The sequence below is a fragment of the Acidovorax sp. Leaf73 genome (genome assembly GCF_916855635.1).
Lineage (GTDB): Bacteria > Pseudomonadota > Gammaproteobacteria > Burkholderiales > Burkholderiaceae_C > Acidovorax > Acidovorax facilis.
In genome coordinates this window covers 727,021-746,474 of the sequence record NZ_CAKASI010000003.1, presented here as the reverse complement: position 1 = coordinate 746,474, position 19,454 = coordinate 727,021, and the positions used below count along the sequence as shown (strand labels likewise).

Genomic DNA, 19,454 nt, shown 5'->3' with positions numbered 1-19,454 from the left:
CCCATGAATCTGCTTGCTTTCGACACCAGCACCGACACCCTATCCATTGCCGTCCAGCACGGGGATGCCGTGTGGCAGCACACGGGCCCCGGGGGCGCGCAAGCATCGGCCACCCTGATCCCGACGGTGCGCAGCCTGATGGCACAAGCGGGCCTGTCGTTCGACACGCTGGAGGCCATTGTTTTTGGCCGAGGCCCAGGCTCCTTCACCGGCCTGCGCACCGCCTGCGCCGTGGCCCAGGGGCTGGCGTTTGGCGCGCGCGGGGGCCAGGGTGTGCCGGTGCTGCCCGTGGACACCCTGCTGGCCGTGGCCGAGGAAGCGCGCCACGCGCACGGCTGCACGCAGGTGGTGGCGGTGCTGGACGCGCGCATGGACGAGGTCTACCACGCGCGCTGCGAATGGGTCGCCGCCCAGGACCGCTGGCACACCGAGGGCGACTTTGGCCTGGGTGCGCCGGAATCCGTGCTTGCCCCCGCAGGGTGGACGGTGGCAGGCAATGCGCGCACGCCCTATGGCGAGCGGCTGGCGCCCACGGCCGCCCACGTGGCCGCGCTGCCCACAGCCACGGCGCTGCTGCGCGTGGCACTGGCCTTGCTGGCAGCGGGCGAAGGTGTGCCGGCCAGCGATGCGCTGCCGCGCTACATCCGCGATAAAGTGGCACAAACCACCGCCGAGCGGGCTGCGCTGCGCGCCGCCCAGGCGGTGCCCGCTCCTCTGTGAATCCTTTCTGCCAGACCCCATGAGCGCCCTGCCCACCCCGCCTGCCGGCGCGCCCGAGGCGCGCTTTGAAGCCCTCACGCTCGCGCGGCTGGATGCCGTGCTGGCGGTGGAACAACGTGCCTATTCGCACCCCTGGACACGCGGCAACTTCACCGATGCCATGGCCTCGGGCTACCAGGCACAGGTGCTGATGGCGGACGAGCACCTGCTGGGCTACTTCGTGGCCATGATGGGGGTGGACGAGGTGCACCTGCTCAATATCACCGTCACCCCCGAGTTCCAGCGCCAGGGCTGGGCGCGGGTGCTGCTGGACGCGCTGGCCCTGTGGTCGCGCGGGCGCGGCGCCCAGTGGCTGTGGCTGGAGGTGCGCGTGAGCAACCTGCGCGCCCAGCACATCTACCAGACACACGGGTTCCGACGCGTGGGCGAACGCAAGCGCTACTACCCCGCCGACCTGGGCCAGCGCGAAGATGCCGTGGTCATGAGCCTGGCACTGTGAGCAACACCTTCAACCGGCCCTTTTTTCCATGAGCCTTCACCTCGATGCGCGGCAGCGCGCCATGCTGCAAGAAATGGGCGTCACCGTGTGGGTGCAGCCGGAGGCACCCGTAGCCCGCACCACAGCCGGGGCCCCCGCCGTCGCCGTGGCGGCGCCCGCCCCTGCCGCCCGCATGGCGCCCCCCACCGCCCCGGCACCCGCCGTGGCTAGCCCTCCTGCTGCGCGAGCGCCCCAGCCAGCGGCCCCGCGAGCACCCGCACCGGCACCTGCGGTAGAGAACGCAGGCGCAGCACCGGCCATCCCCAGCTTGCGGCTGCATGCGCCCCAGGTGCTTTACCCCAGCGCCGACCCATCGCAGACCCCGGCCGGGCTGGGTGGAGGCTGGCTGATCGTGACCGAGAGCCTGACGCCGGGCGTGCCGCTGGGTGGCGACGCAGGCCGGCTGCTGGACAACATGCTGCGCGCCATGCAGCTGCACAAGCACCCCCGTGTGTTCCTTGCTGCGCTGGAGCGCACTGCAGCCGGCGCAGAGACCGGTGGCGACAGCAACATCCCCGCCGCGCTGGCCGACGCCGTGGCTGAGTTACAACCCGCCCTGGTCCTGGTGCTGGGCCATGTGGCGGCGCGGGCGGCGCTGGGGCGCACCGAGCCGCTGGGCCGCCTGCGCGCGGGCCCGCACCAGCTGGCGGAATGCCCGGCCGTGGTGACCTACGACCCCGCGTTTCTCTTGCGCTCGCAAGACGTCAAGGCCGCCGCCTGGGCCGACCTGTGCCGGGCGCTGGCCATCGTGCGCCAGGCTTCGCCCGGCTGACCGCTGAGGGCGCGGGCATTTGCAACGACTCCACTGCAGCCGCAGTGCCATAATCCGCCGCCTGTCCATTTTTTTACGGAGAAAGCTCCTTGGAAACCTACCCGAGTTGGTAGCTTTCAGCTCCCCGGCCTGCCGCTGTGGGGTTGAAAGCACCCGATCCCCCACACCGCAGATGCCATACAACAAGGGAGTGAGCCCATGCTCAACATCTTCACGCTCGCCAATGGCCGGCTGTTCCAGGAAGAAATTGAATCGCTGGAAGAGCTGACCAAGTTCCAGCCGATCTGGGTGGACCTGGAAGCCCCCACGCTCGAAGAAAAACGCTGGATCAAGCAGCACTACGGCCTGTCCATCCCCGAGGATGCGATGGACGAGGACATCGAGGAATCCGCCCGCTTCTACGAAGAAGACAACGGCGAGCTGCACATCCGCAGTGACTTCTTGATTGACGACGACGAAGACCCCCGCTCGGTGCGCGTGGCCTTCATCCTGAACCAGCACAACGCCAACCTCAAGAGCCGGGGCGTGCTGTTTTCCATCCACGACGAAGACGTGCCGGTGTTCCGCCTGCTGCGCATGCGCGCACGCCGCGCGCCGGGCCTCATCGAGGACGCCAAGGAAGTTCTGCTCAAGCTGTTCGATGCCGACGCCGAGTATTCGGCCGACACGCTCGAAAACATCTACGACGAGCTGGAGAAAGTCAGCAAGCAAGTGCTGGCAGGCGACGTGACCGACGCCCTTGCTGGCGAGGTGCTGGGCGCCATTGCCCGCCAGGAAGACTTGAACGGCCGCATCCGCCGCAACGTGATGGACACCCGCCGCGCGGTGAGCTTCATGATGCGCAGCAAGATGCTCAACTCCGAGCAGTTCGAGGAAGCCCGCCAGATCCTGCGCGACATCGAATCGCTGGACAACCACACGGCGTTCCTGTTCGACAAGATCAACTTCTTGATGGACGCCACGGTCGGTTTCATCAACATCAACCAGAACAAGATTATCAAGATCTTCTCGGTGGCCAGCGTGGCGCTGCTGCCGCCCACGCTGATCGCCAGCGTGTACGGCATGAACTTCAAGTTCATGCCCGAGCTGGACTGGTCGCTGGGCTACCCGTATGCGCTTGCGCTGATGGTGGCCAGTGCGCTCGGGCCCATGTGGTATTTCCGCAAGCGCGGCTGGCTTAAATAGGCTTCCCCCTGTGGCGCTGCGCGCCTTCCCCCTGAGGGGGACTCCTCCAGCGGCCCGGCAAAGCCGGTTCCGCGGTGGCGCTGGTATTTGGGGTGCGCCGGTTTCACGGCGCAGTTGTCGAACTTGTAGCCCCGGCGCTATAGCGGACTCCATGAATTCGGTCTCCCGACCGCTCGGGCTGAGCCTGTCGAAACCGAAGCGAAGCAGGTAATCGGTTCGTCGGTTATCTCAACGCAAAATATGAGTCAAATTGACCTCTAGCGCCTATCGATAAAGCGCTAGAAGCTATCAATTTCATAGTTTCTGCATGAGGGCAAGCACCATGTGCTCGGCATAGCGGCTGGCTACGGTCTGCACGAAGAGGGGGAAGTCCACGTGCGCGGTGTCGTCGGCGCGGTCGGAGATGGTGCGCACCGCGGCGAAGGGGATGCCGTAGTCGTGACACACCTGGGCGACGGCGGCGCCTTCCATTTCTACGGCCAGCACATTGTGGCCAGCGTCGTGCAACGTGGTGCGCAGACGGTGGGCTTCATCGGCGGCAGAAACAAAGCGGTCCCCGCTGGCAACCAGGCCGTGGTGCGCGCGGTGCAGGGCATCTTCCGATGTACTCTGCGGCACATACTCCAAGCCAAATTGGCCTCTAGCGCTTGATACACAAGCGTGAGCAGCTTCCAAAAGCGTAGCAGACAATGCCGCATCACAGACCAGGCGGCTGCGTGCGTAGCCCGGCACTTCCCAGCGGGGGAACAGGGGAGAGGCGTCCATGTCGTGTTGGAGGTAGTCCTGCGCTACCACCACATCGCCCACATTCACGCCATCGCCCACACCGCCCGCAACCCCGGTGAAGACGATGCGCGCCACACCGAAACGCTCGATGAGCGCCGTGGCCGTGGTGGCCGCCGCCACCTTGCCGATACCCGACAGCGCCAACACCACCGGGCGGCCCTGCAGATCACCCAGCCAGAAAGCCCGGCCTGCGTGCATCACCCGCTGAGGGTGCAAGAGGTGATCAACCAGCGAGCTTTGCTCTTCGGGCAAGGCGCTGAGGATGGCGGTGGTCATGGCCTACGAAACCGACACGACCCATACCAGCGGACGCCGTGGAACTGGCTTCGCCAGGCCGCTGACGTCGTCCCCCTTCCCGGCGCGAGCCGAGAGAAGGGGGAAGCCGCGAAGCGGCTCAGGGGGATGGTCATTTCTTGTCGCGCAGCTCGCGGCGCAGGATCTTGCCCACGGGCGTCTTGGGCAGCTCGGTGCGGAACTCGATGACCTTGGGCTGCTTGTAGCCCGTGAGTTCAGCGCGGCAGAACTCCTTGACCTGCGCTTCGGTGAGCGCGGGGTCTTTCTTGACGATCACGAGCTTGACGGCTTCACCGGTCTTCTCGTCAGGCACGCCCACCACGGCGCATTCGAGCACGCCGGGGCAGTTGGCCACGACCTCTTCCACCTCGTTGGGGTAGACGTTGAAGCCGCTGACCAGCACCATGTCCTTCTTGCGGTCCACGATCTTGAAGAAGCCGCGCTCGTCCATGACACCGATGTCGCCGGACTTGAAGAAGCCGTCGTCGGTCATGACCTTGGCGGTTTCATCGGGGCGCTGCCAGTACCCGGCCATCACCTGCGGGCCCTTGATCGCGATCTCGCCGGGCTGGCCGAGGGTGGTGACTTCCTTGCCGTCGTCGTCGATCAGCTTCATCAGGGTGCCGGGGAGCGGCACGCCAATGGTGCCCGTGAACTCCTTGGCGGTCACGGGGTTGCAGCTGACCGAGGGGCTGGTCTCCGACAGGCCGTAACCTTCGCAGATGGGGCAACCGGTCTTCTCCAGCCACAGTTTGGCCACGGCGCCCTGCACGGCCATGCCCCCGCCCACCGAGACCTTGAGGTTCTTCCAGTTGACGGTATTGAAGTCGGGGTGGTTGGCCAGGCCGTTGAACAGCGTGTTCACGGCCGGGAAGCTGTGGAAGGTGTGCTTGGACAGTTCCTTGAGCACGGCAGGCAGGTCGCGTGGGTTGGGGATCAGGATGGTCTTGCCGCCTGTGCGCATGCTCAGCATCATGTTCACGGTGAACGCAAAGATGTGGTACAGCGGCAGCGCGCAGATGCTGGTCTGCTGTTCGCCTGCGGGCACCTTCTTCATCACGGGGTCGTTCCACGCCTCGGACTGCAGCACGTTGGCGATCACGTTGCGGTGCAGCAGCACGGCGCCCTTGCTCACACCCGTGGTGCCGCCGGTGTATTGCAGCAGCGCGATGTCGTCAGGCTTGATATCGGGCTTCTTGAGCGTGCCGCGCGTGCCCTGGGCCACCGCGTCATTGAAGCGCACGGCACCCGGCAGGTTGTAGGCGGGCACCATCTTCTTGACGTTGCGCACCACATAGTTGACGAGCGCGCCCTTGAGCAGGCCCAACTGGTCGCCCATGGCGCACAGCACCACGTGCTTGACGGGCGTGTTCGCAATGCAGCTTTGCAGCGTGGTGGCGAAGTTTTCGATGATGACGATGGCCTTGGCACCCGAGTCCTTGAGCTGATGCTCCAGTTCGCGCGGCGTGTACAGCGGGTTCACATTGACCACCACAAAACCTGCGCGCAGGATGGCGGCCACCGTGACGGGATACTGCGGCACGTTGGGCATCATGATGGCCACACGGTCGCCCTTGACCAGGCCCAGGCCCTGCAGGTAGGCCGCAAACGCACTGCTCAGGGAGTCGGTCTGGGCATAGGTCACTTCCTTGCCCATGAAGCTGTAGGCCACGCGGCCAGCGTACTTGGTGAACGCCTCGTCCATGAGGGCCACGAGCGACGGGTATTGCGTGGTGTCGATGTCTGCGGGGACGCCTTGCGGATAGGCAGTCAGCCAGGGGCGATGGGTCATTGTTGTCTCCTGATAAGTTTTATTGAGGTCGTGAAATCCGTGCTGCGCCTAACAGCACGGTCGTGCTTTTTTGCGGTGGAATTATGCCCGTCACCCCTTGAGCGCGGAAAGAACTTCGTCGAGCATTTTCTTGGCGTCGCCAAACAGCATGCGATTGTTGTCCTTGTAGAACAGAGGGTTGTCCACCCCCGCATAGCCCGACGCCATGGAGCGCTTCATCACGATCGAGGTCTTGGCCTTCCACACTTCGAGCACCGGCATGCCGGCGATGGGGCTGGACGGATCGTCGAGCGCGCTCGGGTTCACGATGTCGTTGGCGCCGATGACCATGGCCACGTCGGCATTCGGGAAGTCCTCGTTGATCTCGTCCATCTCCATCACGATGTCGTAGGGCACCTTGGCCTCGGCCAGCAGCACGTTCATGTGGCCAGGCATGCGGCCTGCCACGGGGTGGATGGCAAAGCGCACCTCCACGCCCTTCTCGCGCAAGGTCTTGGTGATCTCGTACACCGTGTGCTGGGCCTGGGCCACAGCCATGCCGTAGCCGGGCACGATGATCACACTCTTGGCGTCGCGCAGCAGCTCGGCCGTCTCGGCGGAGCTGACGGGTACGGCCTCGCCCTGTGGCTCGGTGGCCTCGCCTTTTTTGGCGGGAGTTCCAGCGCCCGAGCCAAAGCCGCCCGCGATCACGCTGATGAAGTTGCGGTTCATCGCGTTGCACATGATGTAGGACAGGATGGCGCCCGAGGAGCCCACGAGCGCGCCCGTGACGATGAGCAGGTCGTTGGACAGCATGAAGCCCGTGGCCGCCGCCGCCCAACCCGAGTAGCTGTTGAGCATGGACACCACCACCGGCATGTCGGCGCCACCGATGGCCATCACCATGTGAATGCCGAACAGCAGCGCGATCGCCGTCATCACCATCAGCGGCACCATGCCCTGCTCGATGGTTTCGGCGCGCAAAAACTCGCGGCCAAACCAGATCACGATCAGCAGCGCAGCCAGGTTCATCCAGTGGCGGCCGGGCAGCAACAGCGGCTTGCCACCGATCTTGCCGTTGAGCTTGCCAAAGGCGATCAGTGATCCGCTGAACGTGATGGCGCCGATCAGGATGCCGACATAGATCTCCACCTCGTGGATGATCTTCTCCGCGCCTTGCAGCTGGATCGAGGTATCCACATAGCTGGCAAACCCCACCAGGCAGGCCGCAAGACCCACCAGACTGTGCATGAGCGCGACCAGCTCCGGCATCTGCGTCATCTTGACGACCTTGGCCGCATACAGGCCGATGCCGCCGCCAATGACCAGCGCGCCGACGATCCAGGCCACCCCTGCGGGGCTGACGCGCGGGCCGAACACCGTGGCCAGCACGGCCAGCGCCATGCCGACCATGCCGAACAGGTTGCCCCGGCGCGAGGTTTCGGGGTTGGAGAGCCCGCCCAGGCTCAGGATGAACAAAATGGCCGCGCCCAGGTAGGCCACGGTAGCGAGACTTTGGGACATGTTCTGTGCTCCTCGTTGTTCTTGTCGTTATCGGATTACTTGCGGAACATGGCGAGCATGCGGCGCGTGACCGCAAAGCCACCGAACATGTTGACGGCCGTGAGCACCAGGGCGGCAAAGGCAAGCCACAGGATGAGCCCATCCGGGCGCCCATTGATGCCCGCATCGGGCGGCGCAATCTGCACCAGCGCGCCGATGGCGATGATGCTGGAGATGGCGTTGGTCACGCTCATCAGCGGCGTGTGCAGCGCGGGCGTGACGTTCCACACCACCATGTAGCCGATGAAACAGGCCAGCACGAACACCGTGAAGTGCCCCAGGAAGGCCACAGGCGCATAGGCACCGATGGCCCAGAACAGCACGGCCAGCACGGCAAAAACAATGGTCAGCGTCTTGGCGGACATGGGTGCACCGGGGCCATGGCTGGATTTCTTGGCGGCCACGGGTGCCGCCGCAGCCTTGGGTGCCGGTGCAGGGGCCTGCTTGAGCGGTGGCGCAGGCCAAGTGATGGCACCATCCTTGACCACGGTAAGGCCCCGGATCGCGTCATCCTCCATGTTGACCACGGCCACGCCGTCCTTGGCCTTGCACAGCTCTTCGGTCAGGCGCAGGAGGTTGGTGGAATACAGGGTGGACGACTGCTTGGCCAAGCGCGAAGCCAGGTCGGTGTAGCCGACGATGGTCACACCATGGCGCACCACGGCCTGGCCGGGCACCGTCAGCTCACAGTTGCCACCTTGCTCGGCGGCCATGTCCACGATCACGCTGCCGGGCTTCATGCTCTGCACCATCTCGGCCGTGATGAGCTTGGGCGCGGGCTTGCCGGGGATCAGCGCGGTGGTGATGATGATGTCGGCGTCTTTCGCCTGCTCCGCGTACATCTTGCGCTGCGCGGCCTGGAAGCCCTCACTCATGACCTTGGCGTAACCGCCGCCACCCGAGCCTTCTTCCTCATAGTCCACCTTGACGAACTCACCGCCCAGCGACTTGACCTGGTCGGCCACCTCGGCACGTGTGTCGTTGGCGCGCACGATGGCGCCCAGGTTGGCCGCCGTGCCAATGGCCGCAAGACCCGCCACGCCAGCGCCTGCAATGAACACCTTGGCGGGCGGCACCTTGCCCGCCGCCGTGATCTGGCCGTTGAAGAAGCGGCCAAAGGCGTTGGCCGCCTCGATGACGGCGCGGTAGCCGCTGACGCCTGCGGTGGAGGTGAGCGCGTCCATCTTCTGCGCGCGGGAGAGCGTACGTGGCAGGCAGTCGATGGCGAGCACCGTGGCCTTCTTCGCGGCCAACTGCTGCATCAGTTCCGGGTTCTGGGCGGGCCAGATGAAATCGATGAGCGTCGAACCCTCGCGCATCAGCGCCACTTCGTCGCTGCTGGGCGGGCGCACCTTGAAGACGATATCGGATGCAGCCCACAGCGCGGCAGCGTCGCCCACGATCTGAGCCCCGGCGGCGCGGTAGGCGTCATCGCTGAAATTGGCGCCATCCCCAGCCCCCGACTCCACCGTGACCGCGAAGCCCAGCTTGATCAGCTTTTCCACCACATCGGGCACGGTGGCCACGCGCTTTTCACCGGGGAAGGTCTCCCTGGGCACGCCGATACGCTGCGGCTGCGGGACGGGGGTTGTCTGCATTAGAGGTCTCCTCGAGTTTCGTAATCGTTATGCAAGGCCGCCAGGCAGGGAAAAACTGGCGAGCTAGGGCCTGGATGTGGGCGTGGGGAACGGGAAAGGCGGAATGGCCAGGTGGCCGTCCACCATGCCGGCGCTCAGGCGCGCAGCCTGGGCCAGGTCATAGGCCCACTGCTGGAAGGGCAGACCTGCGAGCAGGAACTCTTCGTTGTTGCGCGGCCGGACGCTGATCAGCCGCTGGTCCACCAGGGCATCCACCGCCACCCAGACACCCGCTTCGGTGACATAGCGGTAGCTCACATGCGCATAGGGGGTGCTCAGCGCGATCTGGCGGCTGGCCATCCATTGGCCCAGATCGGGTCGGTTCTTTTCAAGCCACTTGGGGCTGCTCGCCCAAAGCTTGAAGCGCAGGCAGTCGGCGCGCACGGGACTGCCATCCGCGGGATCTTTGACCACGACGTCCTGTTGCGGCGGGCAGTACCCCACCCCTTGCGGAGACCCGCGCAGATCGCCGGTGCGGTTGGTCTGCACGCGCACCGCAGCCAGCCATTCGCCTTGTGCACCCCGCAGCGCCACCGCACGCGTCTGGAGCGGGGTACGGCCTGCGGGGCTGGATGTGGCTTCTTCGGAGGTTCCCAGGTCCTGCCACGCCCCCGGCGGCAACACCAGACGGGCGCGACCCACGGGATATTCGGACTTGGGAGGAACGGTCAGGGGCGCGCACGCCACCGTGAACACCGTCACAGCCAACACAGGCAAGAGAGGCAACAGCCGCCGGAACTTTGAAATTGTCAGAGTCATAGAGAAAGGTTCATACGAATTCGCCTTCAATCATCCCACGGCACCCGAGTCCGTCCATCGACGGCTTCTGCCATGCAACAACCAGCTCGGTGTAGCTGGTGAGAAATGTGTTGAAAGCGCCCTGGTATCGGACACTTCTTGCGGCGCTGCCGGTGGGCAAGCTGACCGCGAGCTTACATGAAGAAGATCTTGTCGCTGTCACCTTTGTCTGCTGTAGAGGGAACTCCCCAGTCTCTGCATGCAGACAGGCAAAAAAAAGCCTGGCAGCACAACGCAGCCAGGCTGGGCAGCGGCCCCTCAGGGCCTCATGCCAACGATCAGTTCACCACTTGGGCCAGCGTACCCGCAGCGTACTGGGCTGCCACAACCTGGAGGCTCAGGCCCTTGATCTTGCTGCCCTGGCCTTCGCAGCCGAACTCCAGGTAACGCTGCTTGCAGACCTGCTTGGCAGCTTCGCGGGCAGGCTTGAGCCATTCGCGGGCGTCGAACTTGTCGGGGTTCTCAGCCAGGAACTTGCGCACCGCGCCGGTCATGGCCAGGCGGATGTCGGTGTCGATGTTGATCTTGCGCACGCCGTGCTTGATGGCTTCCTGGATTTCCTCGACCGGCACGCCGTAGGTTTCCTTCATCTTGCCGCCGTACTGGTTGATGATGGCCAGCAACTCGGCGGGCACCGACGAGGAACCGTGCATCACCAGGTGGGTGTTGGGGATGCGCTGGTGGATTTCCTTGACGCGGCTGATGGCCAGGATGTCGCCCGTGGGCTTGCGGCTGAACTTGTAGGCGCCGTGGCTGGTGCCGATGGCAATGGCCAGGGCGTCCAGTTGCGTGGCCTTGACGAACACGGCGGCTTCTTCAGGGTCGGTCAGCATCTGGCTGTGGTCGAGCTTGCCTTCAGCGCCAATACCGTCTTCTTCACCGGCTTCGCCGGTTTCCAGGTTGCCCAGGCAGCCCAGTTCGCCTTCGACCGTGACGCCCACCTTGTGCGCCATGTCCACCACCTTGCGGGTCACTTCCACGTTGTACTCGAAGGAGGAAGGCGTCTTGCCGTCTTCCATCAGCGAGCCGTCCATCATCACCGAGCCAAAGCCCAGGTCGATGGCGCCCTGGCAGACCTTGGGCGAAGTGCCGTGGTCCTGGTGCATGACGAGCGGAATGTGCGGGAAGGCCTCGACCGCTGCCTGGATGAGGTGCTTGATGAAGGGCTCACCCGCATATTTGCGGGCACCGGCGCTGGCCTGCAGGATGACCGGGGCGCCCACTTCGTCGGCGGCGGCCATGACGGCCTGGACCTGCTCCAGGTTGTTGACGTTGAAGGCAGGGATGCCATAGCTGTTGGCAGCGGCATGGTCGAGCAGTTCGCGCATCGAAACGAGGGGCATGGTCGTAGGGTCCGTTGAGGGTTGGGGAAGGCGCTGTAAGCCGGGCTTGGCGGTGGTAACCGCTTGGTAACTCGCAATTTTAACCGGGGGGCGTGACCGCCGAAGGGGGCAAATCCAACCGAAAACAGGTGGTAAAGGGCGGGGCGGCAGGCGCTGGCCCGAAATAGCCACCATGAATGTCTGCGACCCGCCGCAGGATCTCGTGGCCCAGATGCAGGCTGTCCGAGGGGTTTCTCGGCCCCGGAGCGACAGACGCATCGCCCTGGCGCCGCGCGCCGTCGTCGCACACCTGCAGCCATGCACCCGCCCCGTCAGAAGCACCTACCTGCACGGCGATGTGCGTGCCGTCTGGTGTGTGTTTGAGCGCGTTCTCCACCAGATTGCGCGCCGCGATGTCCAGCAGCAGCGCATGCCCAGACACCCACAGCGCCGGTGGCGCCGACAGTGCGATGTCGTTGCCCCGCTGCCAGGCCGCCTGGGCATAGTCGGCACACACCTGGCGCGCCACCGCGCACAGATCCACCGGCGCCTTGGCCTCATGCAGTTCGGCCCGGCTCGCGCGCGCCAGGGCCAGCAGCTGGTTGAGCACATGCCCTGCACGCAGGGCATCCTGGCCAATGCGGGCGATCGCCTGCGCCCGGGCGGCCGCATCCAGTTCGCCGCCCAAAGCACTGGCCTGCAGCGCAATGGAGGACAGGGGCGTGCGCAATTCGTGCGCGACTTCATTGGCCAGCCGGCGCTCGCGCACCATCGCCGCCTGCTGGCGGTCCAGCAGGGTGTTGATCGATGCGACCACGGACTCGAACTCGTTCCAGGCATGGCGTGACGCCAGGCGCTGGGTGCTGGCGGGGTCGAGCGCCGCCACGTCGGCCGACAGGGCATACAGCGGGCGCAGACCGCGCCACAGCGCAAGCCCGAGGGCCAGGGACACCACGGGCAGCAACCACAGGCCAGGCTCGATCATCTGCTCGGCAATGTCCTGGGCCAGCTCGTCGCGCTCGCGCAGCTCCAGCAGCACCATGATCTTGTGCGTGCGTGCCGCGTCCCACTGAGAAAAACTGCGCCACACCACACCCTTCGCCCCCAGCGCCATGTTGGCGAACCCCTCGGCGGCGCTGAAAGCAGGAACGGGCGCCGTACCGCTGTGATGGAGCAGACGCCCCTGCGCATCCCACTGGACGACGCTGAGCGATTGCTGGTAGTCGTGCGACTTGAGCCAGGGTGTGGCGACCCGCTGGGTGACCTGGGGCCCCTCGGCAGCCTCGTTCGCACGCAGGTTAAGCAACAGGGCGGCCACGCTGGCCAGGTGCCCGTCGGTCAGTTCATCCGCCTCGTGCACCCCCGTCTGGTAGCCCATGAACACAAAGCTGCCCCACACCAGCACCAGCGCGCCCAGGGACCACAGCAGCAGCTGCCGGGTCAGCGACGGCCTGCGCGCACTCCCCCCGGACGTTGCGGCAGCAGCGCTCATGCGGCCGCCTCCTGGGGCATGAAGTAGCCCACACCTCGCATGGTCTGGATACATGTGCTGCCCAGCTTGCGCCGCAGGTGGTGAATGTGGACCTCCACCGCATTGCTCTCGATGGCCGCATCCCAGCTGTACAGGCGCTCTTCGATCTGCTGGCGCGAGAGCACCCGCCCCCGCGCCTCCAGCAACACCAGCAGCACCGAAAACTCCCGGGGCGACATCTCCACCAGCTTGCCGCCTTGGTGCACCGTGCGCGCCGCAGGGTCCATCTCGATATCGCCATAGCGGATGGTGGGCGAGGCACGCCCGGCGGCCCGGCGCAGCAGGGCGCGCAAGCGCGCATCCAGCTCGTCCATGTCAAAAGGCTTGGCCAGGTAGTCATCCGCCCCCTGGTCCAGCCCCGCAATGCGCTGGTGAACCTGGTCACGGGCGGTCACGATGAGCACAGGGGTGGAGGGATCGGGCAAAACCTGCGCAGAAGCCGCCCCCCCGGGCGCCGGGCTCAGGCGCAACCGCCGCAGCAGATCGCCGCCATCACCGTCGACCAGCCCCAGATCGAGCAGCACGGCATCAAAGCGCTCCGCGCGCAACGCCCCCCAGGCACTGGCCACGCCATCACACACATCCACCGCATAGCCACGTTGCTGCAGGTTCGTGCGCAGGCCTGCGGCAATGCCGGCATCGTCTTCGACAACGAGTATTCGCATGCAGCGATTGTCGCCGGGCGCGGCCACCTGCGCAGGGTCATTAAGGCGGCGTTAAGTGGCGCGCCCTATGGTCGGTGAAATGCTGTCCACGCCTTCCTCGCCCCGCCGCTTCGCCCACGACCACCGTACCTTGCTCCTGTGGACCCTGGGCATCCTGATCGCCATAGTGGCGTGGGACGCTGGCGGGCAAGACATCCCCCTGGCCCGCGCGTTTGGCTCGGCCAACGGGTTCCCACTGCGAGAACAATGGTTCTTCGTGCAGGTGCTCCACGAAGGGGCCCGCCGCCTGGGATGGCTGCTGGTGCTGCTGCTGGCGCTGGGCGTTTGGTGGCCCTGGGGGGTGCTGCGGCGTCTGGATATGGGTGAGCGCCTGCAGATGGCCATCAGTGCCTTGCTGGCGCTGGCGGCCGTGAGCGTGGGCAAGAACCTCAGCACCACCAGCTGCCCCTGGGACCTGGCGGAGTTCGGCGGTGTGGCGCGGTATGCCTCCCACTGGGCGCTGGGCGTGGTCGATGGCGGCGGTGGGCGGTGCTTTCCGGCGGGCCATGCCTCGGCGGGTTTTGCCTTCGTGGGGGGCTACTTCGCGCTGCGCCACAAGGCACCGGCTGCCGCGCGCTGGTGGCTGGCTGCGGCGGTGCTGGCAGGCTTGGTGCTGGGTGGAGCCCAACAGGTGCGGGGCGCGCACTTCATGAGCCACACGCTGTGGACGGGCTGGCTCTGCTGGACGGTGGGCTGGCTGTGCGACCTGGGAGCGTTGGCACTGCGCCCACGCCTGGCGGCGTTGTCTCTCGCCAACGACCCGCCACACGCGGCCAGCTAACGACTCAGAACCTGGCTATTCAGCTCGCCACGCAGATCTTCAGCATATTGGTCCCGCCCGGCGCACCCATGGGTTCGCCGCAGGTGATGGCATAGACATCGCCCTTTTGCACGATGTTGCGGTTCTTGAGGTGGCGCTCGGCCTGCTCAAGGGCCGTATCGCGGTCAGCACTGGTGTCCATGAGCAGGGGGCGCACGTTGCGGTACATGGCCATCTTGCGCTGCGTGGTCACCTTGGGCGTGAGCGCATAGATGGGGATGCGGATGCTGTGGCGGCTCATCCACAGCGCCGTGGCACCGCTGTCGGTCATGGCCACGATGGCCTTGGCGCCCAGGTGGTGGGCCGTGAACAGCGCGCCCATGGCAATGGACTGGTCGATGCGGCCAAAGGTCTGGCCGGTGAAGTCCGCGTCCAGGTGATGGTCTTCCGCCGCCTCGGCCGCTGCGCAGATGGTGGCCATTTCTTCCACGGTTTCGAGCGGGTAGCGGCCTGCGGCCGTCTCGGCGCTCAGCATCACGGCGTCGGTGCCGTCCAGCACGGCGTTGGCCACGTCACTCACCTCGGCGCGCGTGGGCACGGGGTTGGTGATCATGCTTTCCATCATCTGCGTGGCGGTGATGACGACCTTGTCCAGCTCGCGCGCCATGCGGATCATCTTCTTTTGCAGCGCGGGCACGGCCGCGTTGCCCACTTCCACCGCCAGGTCGCCGCGCGCCACCATGATCCCGTCGCTCACGCGCAGGATGGCTTCGAGGTGCGGGATGGCCTCGGCCCGCTCGATCTTGGCGATCAGGCCCGGCTTGTGGCGGTACTCGGACGCGGCCACATTGCACAGCTGGCGCGCCATTTCCATGTCGGTTGCGTTCTTGGGAAAGCTCACGGCCACGTAGTCGGCCTGGAAGCTCATCGCCGTGCGGATGTCCTCCATGTCCTTGGCCGTGAGGGCCGGTGCCGTAAGGCCGCCACCCTTCTTGTTGATGCCCTTGTTGTTCGACAGCTCGCCACCCACCTTGACGGTGGTGTGCACTTCCTCGCCGCGCACCGCATCCACCGTGAGCACGATCAGGCCGTCATTGAGCAGCAGCAGGTCGCCCGCCTTCACGTCGCGTGGCAGCTCCTTGTAGTCGAGCCCCACACCTTCGATGTCGCCCAGTTCGGTGCGCGATGCATCCAGCACAAACTTGGCGCCCGACTCCAGCTGCACCTTGCCCTCGGCAAACTTGCCCACGCGGATCTTGGGGCCCTGCAGGTCGGCCATGATGGCCACCTCGCGGCCCGCGCGCTGGGCAGCGGCACGCACGGTGGCGGCGCGGTCGATATGGTCCTGCGCCTTGCCGTGGCTGAAGTTCAGCCGCACCACGTTCACCCCCGCTCGGATCATGGCCTCCAGCAGTGCCGGGTCGCTGGAGGCGGGGCCCAGAGTGGCAACAATCTTGGTGGCGCGGCGGGTAGGCATGGGTTTGTCTCTTTCTCTCGTTTGTCTGGTGGATGTAATCGAGTTTCAATTCTCACACGAAGCGGTTACAGGCGAGTTACCCCTTGCATCCGCCCTGCGGTCCAAAAGCCCCATCAGAGCAACGGGGATGACAACAGATGCGCCAGCACATGCGCCAGGATCGCGGCCTCCAGCCCGTGGCGCGCGTAGAGCCAGCCTGCCACCAGGCCAAAGGCCGTGTTGCCCACCAGCACAAACACCACAACGGGCACCGTCAATGCGCCCGCCAGCGCCTGCGCGGCAGGCAGATGCCCCAGCGCAAACAGCAGCGCACTGAGCAGCACCGCCACAGCCACCAGCCCCTTGCCCGGCTGGCCCTGTCCGCGCTGCACCACGCGCCAGCCCAGCCACATCAGCAAGGTCATCACGCCCCAGCGCACCAGCAGCTCTTCGGTGATGCCGCCATACAGCAGCTTGACCACCAGCGGCATGGCGCTGGCAGGGTCCGACGGCTGGAGCGCTGCGGGCGCCACCTGGGACAGCACCCACAACCACGCGGCACCCACCACACCGCCCACGATGCCAGGCAGGGACTGGACACGCAGCGCGGGGCCGATGGGCTGGCCGACCAGCCAGGAAGACACCACGGGCGCCCGCAGGCCCACGCGGGGCGCCAGCCACACGCCCACCGCCACAGCCAGCGCCAATAGCACGGCCGTCTGCAACCCGCTGAGCAGCACCACCGCCCAGAGCGGCAACGGCAGCAGCGCCTCGTTGGCCTTCAAAGGTGGCAGCAGCGCCCACACTACCGCCACCACGCCGGGCATGCCCAGCAACCACAGCGTGCCGCCCAGTCGCCACTTCGCGGGTTGCCCCGGGGCACCCGCCGACTCCGCCAACAGAGCGTTGTCCACTGCCATGGGTTTGCCCACGCTCAGGCGCGCATCAGCGCTTCGATCTCGTCGGCCTTCACGGGCACGCCACGCGTGATCAGCTCGCAGCCCGCGTCCGTCACGATGGCATCGTCTTCAATGCGGATGCCGATGTTGTGGAACTGCTCAGGCACGCCCTCGGCAGGGCGCACATAGATGCCCGGCTCGATGGTGAGCACCATGCCGGAGCGCAGCACACGGCTGGGGCGGTTGGTGATGGTCTCGCCCGAGAGCGGGTCCTTGCGCTCGCTCACCTGGCCGACTTCGCCGGGCTCCACGTAGCTGCCGCAGTCGTGCACATCCATGCCCAGCCAGTGGCTGGTGCGGTGCATGTAGAACTGGAAGTACGCGCGCTTGTCGATCACGTCCTGCGCCGACCCCACCTTGTTCTTGTCAAGCAAGCCCAGGTCCAGCATGCCCTGCGCCAGCACGGCCACCGTGGCGTCGTGCGGGTCGTTGAAGCGGGCACCCGCCTTGGTGACAGCCACGGCGGCATCCTGGCTGGCCAGCACCAGGTCGTACAGCGCACGCTGGGGGCCTGTAAATGTGCCGTTGGCGGGGAAGGTGCGGGTGATGTCGCTGGCGTAGCTGTCCAGCTCGCAGCCCGCGTCGATCAGCACCAGCTCGCCATCGCGCACCGGGGCCGCATCGGCGCGGTAGTGCAGCACGCAGGCGTTCGCGCCCGCCGCCACGATGGAGCTGTAGGCCGGGTACTGCGAGCCTGCGTCTCGGAACGCGTGCAGCAGCTCGGCATCGAGGTGGTATTCGCGCACATCCTCCCCGGCGCGCAGCATGCGGGCCGAGCGCTGCATGGCGCGGATGTGGGCCTGCGCGCTGATGCTGCTTGCGCGACGCATGATGTCCTGCTCATGCGCGTCCTTGAACAGGCGCATCTCGTCGAGCAGCGTGCACAGGTCGTTCTGTTCTGCGGGGCAGATGGCGCCATAGCGCACACGGCCGCGCACCACGTTGAGCCAGCCCTCCACCCGCGCCGCCAAGCCGCTGTGCGTGGCAAACGGGTACCAGACGCAGCCCGTGTTTTCGAGCAGGCGCGGCAGCTTGCTGTCCAGCTCAGCCATCGAATGTGCCGCGTCCACTCCCAACGCAGCGGGCGCGGCGGCCGGGCCCAGGCGGTATCCATCCCAGATCTCGCGCTCCAGGTCCTTGGGCTGGCAAAACAGCGTGCTGCGGCCGTCGTGGGCCAGCACCAGGCACGCGCCGGGCTCGGTGAAGCCGGTCAGGTAGTAGAAGTAGCTGTCGTGGCGGAACAGAAAGTCGCTGTCCCGATTGCGCGGGCGCTCCAGCGCCGTAGGAATGATGGCGATACCCCCGGGGCCCAGCTGGGCAGCCAGGTGCGCGCGGCGCTGGGCGTAGACAGAGGCAGTCACGGTGGTGTTCATGGCGCGTTGGAAGAAAAGGAGTTGAGTTCGGCCAGCCGCTCGGGCGTGCCCACATCGGTCCAGCGGCCGGTGTAGAGCTGCGCACTGACGCGGCCATTGTCCATTGCACGGCGAAGCAGCGGTGCCAGCGGGGCTTTGATGCCGCCGGGGTTTCCGGGCGGAATGTCGCACCACGGCGCTGCAAACAGCTCGGCGCGCAACAGGGCGATGGTGCTGTAGGTGTAGCGTGGCGCGGGGTCGTCGGCGGGCAGGTTCAGCGCCAGCCCGTCTGCCGACAGGCCAAAGTCGCCGCGCGGGTTATGGGCGGGGTTGGGCACCAGCCACACGTGGGCCAGGTGGTGGCTGGCTTCAAAGGCCGCCACGGCGGCGCTGTCGAACACGAAGTCGGGGGCAAACACATCACCTGCCGCCAGCCAGAACACGGGGCCCAGCTGGGGCAGCGCGCGCGCGATGCCACCAGCGGTTTCCAGCGCACCGCCAAAGTCCACGCCTTCGTGCGAGTACGAAATTGATAGCTGCTTGCGCTTACCCATCAAGCGCTGGAGACCAAAAACACCTAAAAAATGATCACTGATCTGCGCCCCCAGCCACGCGGTGTTGATCACCACCTGTTCCACACCCGCCTCCTGCAGCGCCGCCAAGTGCCACTGCAGCAGCGGCTGGCCCTGCACCGGCAGCAGAGGCTTGGGGGTGGTGTCGGTCAACGGGCGCATGCGCTCGCCACGGCCGGCGGCCAGCAGCAACGCGGGTACCTGGTGATGGGAGGCGGCACTAGAACTCATGCCGCCACCTCGTTCACAGCACCCCGCTGCAGCGCGTGGCGCTCCACCGTGGTGGGGTCGAACAGGGCCAGCAGCGCGTCCATCAGCGCCCGCGCCTTGCCCGAATGGTCGGCGCCAAAGTTGCACACATACACATCCAGCGTCACCGCGCGCTGCTCGGGCCAGGTGTGCACGCACAGGTGGGATTCTGCTAGCAAAACAGTAGCAGTCACTCCGCCAGGGCCATGCGCCGTGGCCGGAAATTCATGAAATAACTGCCCCACGGGCTGCAGCCCGGCGGCGTGCACCGCATCGGTACAGGCGTGGCCCAGGGCGGCGGCGTCCAGCAGCCAGGCAGGGGCACAGCGGCAGCCATGCAGATCGGCGGTGAGGTGCAGTCCTTGCATGGGGGTGCACTGTAGTGCATTGGCGAGCGGATCGCGGTCGGTTTGGCGCAAGGTCGCAACCGCACAAAGAGCTTCGATTTTCTGCCAGCCGGATCGCGCCAACCGGTTTCGGGCTAC

At 66.2% G+C, this 19,454-nt stretch carries 18 protein-coding genes; 5 read left to right on the top strand and 13 right to left on the bottom strand.

The window, feature by feature from the left end:
- Nucleotides 1-3: 3 nt before the first annotated feature.
- The 4 genes from tsaB to corA all read left to right on the top strand — a co-directional run bounded on the left by tsaB (nt 4) and on the right by corA (nt 3,215).
- On the top strand, nt 4-720 hold the full coding sequence (tsaB, locus tag LPA35_RS13220; protein ID WP_228897281.1) for a tRNA (adenosine(37)-N6)-threonylcarbamoyltransferase complex dimerization subunit type 1 TsaB: 717 nt from the start codon (nt 4-6) through the stop codon (nt 718-720).
- 19 nt (nt 721-739) lie between these two features.
- Nucleotides 740-1,219: a ribosomal protein S18-alanine N-acetyltransferase gene (gene rimI / locus LPA35_RS13215; protein ID WP_055395464.1), complete on the top strand. Its 480-nt coding sequence runs from the start codon at nt 740-742 to the stop codon at nt 1,217-1,219.
- A 28-nt stretch (nt 1,220-1,247) separates the two neighbouring features.
- The gene (locus LPA35_RS13210; protein ID WP_228897280.1) at nt 1,248-2,030 is read left to right on the top strand and encodes a uracil-DNA glycosylase family protein; all 783 of its coding nucleotides are present in this window, start codon (nt 1,248-1,250) and stop codon (nt 2,028-2,030) included.
- Between the two features lie 198 nt (nt 2,031-2,228).
- Complete coding sequence (gene corA / locus LPA35_RS13205; protein WP_055398450.1) at nt 2,229-3,215, top strand: magnesium/cobalt transporter CorA; 987 nt, start codon at nt 2,229-2,231, stop codon at nt 3,213-3,215.
- Nucleotides 3,216-3,509: 294 nt separating this feature from the next.
- Here the strand turns inward: corA and LPA35_RS13200 are convergent, their stop codons facing one another.
- The 8 genes from LPA35_RS13200 to LPA35_RS13165 all read right to left on the bottom strand — a co-directional run bounded on the left by LPA35_RS13200 (nt 3,510) and on the right by LPA35_RS13165 (nt 13,582).
- A complete protein-coding gene (locus tag LPA35_RS13200) occupies nt 3,510-4,277 on the bottom strand; it encodes a 5'-methylthioadenosine/adenosylhomocysteine nucleosidase (protein ID WP_121421488.1) in 768 nt (255 codons plus the stop codon).
- Between the two features lie 130 nt (nt 4,278-4,407).
- Nucleotides 4,408-6,087 carry a long-chain-fatty-acid--CoA ligase gene (locus tag LPA35_RS13195; RefSeq protein WP_121421489.1) on the bottom strand — a complete coding sequence of 560 codons (1,680 nt, stop codon included), beginning with the start codon at nt 6,085-6,087 and terminating at the stop codon, nt 4,408-4,410.
- 90 nt (nt 6,088-6,177) lie between these two features.
- Nucleotides 6,178-7,590, bottom strand: a complete 1,413-nt coding sequence (pntB, locus tag LPA35_RS13190) for a Re/Si-specific NAD(P)(+) transhydrogenase subunit beta (protein ID WP_055398453.1) — start codon at nt 7,588-7,590, stop codon at nt 6,178-6,180.
- Between the two features lie 35 nt (nt 7,591-7,625).
- Nucleotides 7,626-9,227 (bottom strand): Re/Si-specific NAD(P)(+) transhydrogenase subunit alpha, encoded by a 1,602-nt coding sequence (locus tag LPA35_RS13185; protein ID WP_228897279.1) that lies wholly within the window; start codon nt 9,225-9,227, stop codon nt 7,626-7,628.
- A 63-nt stretch (nt 9,228-9,290) separates the two neighbouring features.
- Nucleotides 9,291-10,025, bottom strand: coding sequence for a hypothetical protein (locus LPA35_RS13180; protein ID WP_121421491.1), 735 nt, complete (start codon nt 10,023-10,025; stop codon nt 9,291-9,293).
- Nucleotides 10,026-10,342: 317 nt separating this feature from the next.
- Nucleotides 10,343-11,407, bottom strand: coding sequence for a class II fructose-bisphosphate aldolase (gene fba / locus LPA35_RS13175; protein ID WP_055398457.1), 1,065 nt, complete (start codon nt 11,405-11,407; stop codon nt 10,343-10,345).
- Nucleotides 11,408-11,486: 79 nt separating this feature from the next.
- On the bottom strand, nt 11,487-12,878 hold the full coding sequence (locus LPA35_RS13170; protein WP_228897278.1) for a histidine kinase dimerization/phospho-acceptor domain-containing protein: 1,392 nt from the start codon (nt 12,876-12,878) through the stop codon (nt 11,487-11,489).
- Nucleotides 12,875-13,582 carry a response regulator transcription factor gene (locus tag LPA35_RS13165; RefSeq protein WP_228897277.1) on the bottom strand — a complete coding sequence of 236 codons (708 nt, stop codon included), beginning with the start codon at nt 13,580-13,582 and terminating at the stop codon, nt 12,875-12,877. Before LPA35_RS13165 ends, LPA35_RS13170 begins: the two co-directional genes overlap by 4 nt.
- 79 nt (nt 13,583-13,661) lie before the next feature.
- Here LPA35_RS13165 and LPA35_RS13160 point away from each other — a divergent pair, with 79 nt between their 5' ends.
- Nucleotides 13,662-14,402, top strand: coding sequence for a phosphatase PAP2 family protein (locus LPA35_RS13160; RefSeq protein ID WP_228897276.1), 741 nt, complete (start codon nt 13,662-13,664; stop codon nt 14,400-14,402).
- Between the two features lie 19 nt (nt 14,403-14,421).
- Here the strand turns inward: LPA35_RS13160 and pyk are convergent, their stop codons facing one another.
- The 5 genes from pyk to LPA35_RS13135 form a co-directional block, all read right to left on the bottom strand.
- Nucleotides 14,422-15,858 carry a pyruvate kinase gene (gene pyk, locus LPA35_RS13155; RefSeq protein ID WP_055398460.1) on the bottom strand — a complete coding sequence of 479 codons (1,437 nt, stop codon included), beginning with the start codon at nt 15,856-15,858 and terminating at the stop codon, nt 14,422-14,424.
- Nucleotides 15,859-15,971: 113 nt separating this feature from the next.
- Nucleotides 15,972-16,757, bottom strand: a complete 786-nt coding sequence (locus LPA35_RS13150; protein WP_228897275.1) for a CPBP family intramembrane glutamic endopeptidase — start codon at nt 16,755-16,757, stop codon at nt 15,972-15,974.
- Nucleotides 16,758-16,771: 14 nt separating this feature from the next.
- Complete coding sequence (locus tag LPA35_RS13145; protein ID WP_228897274.1) at nt 16,772-18,169, bottom strand: aminopeptidase P N-terminal domain-containing protein; 1,398 nt, start codon at nt 18,167-18,169, stop codon at nt 16,772-16,774.
- Entirely contained in the window at nt 18,166-18,951 is a 786-nt protein-coding gene (locus tag LPA35_RS13140; protein ID WP_228897273.1) for a nucleotidyltransferase family protein, read from the bottom strand. The genes LPA35_RS13145 and LPA35_RS13140 overlap by 4 nt, the downstream gene beginning before the upstream one ends.
- Nucleotides 18,948-19,337 (bottom strand): S-adenosylmethionine decarboxylase family protein, encoded by a 390-nt coding sequence (locus LPA35_RS13135; RefSeq protein ID WP_228897272.1) that lies wholly within the window; start codon nt 19,335-19,337, stop codon nt 18,948-18,950. The genes LPA35_RS13140 and LPA35_RS13135 overlap by 4 nt, the downstream gene beginning before the upstream one ends.
- Between the last annotated feature and the right edge of the window lie 117 nt (nt 19,338-19,454).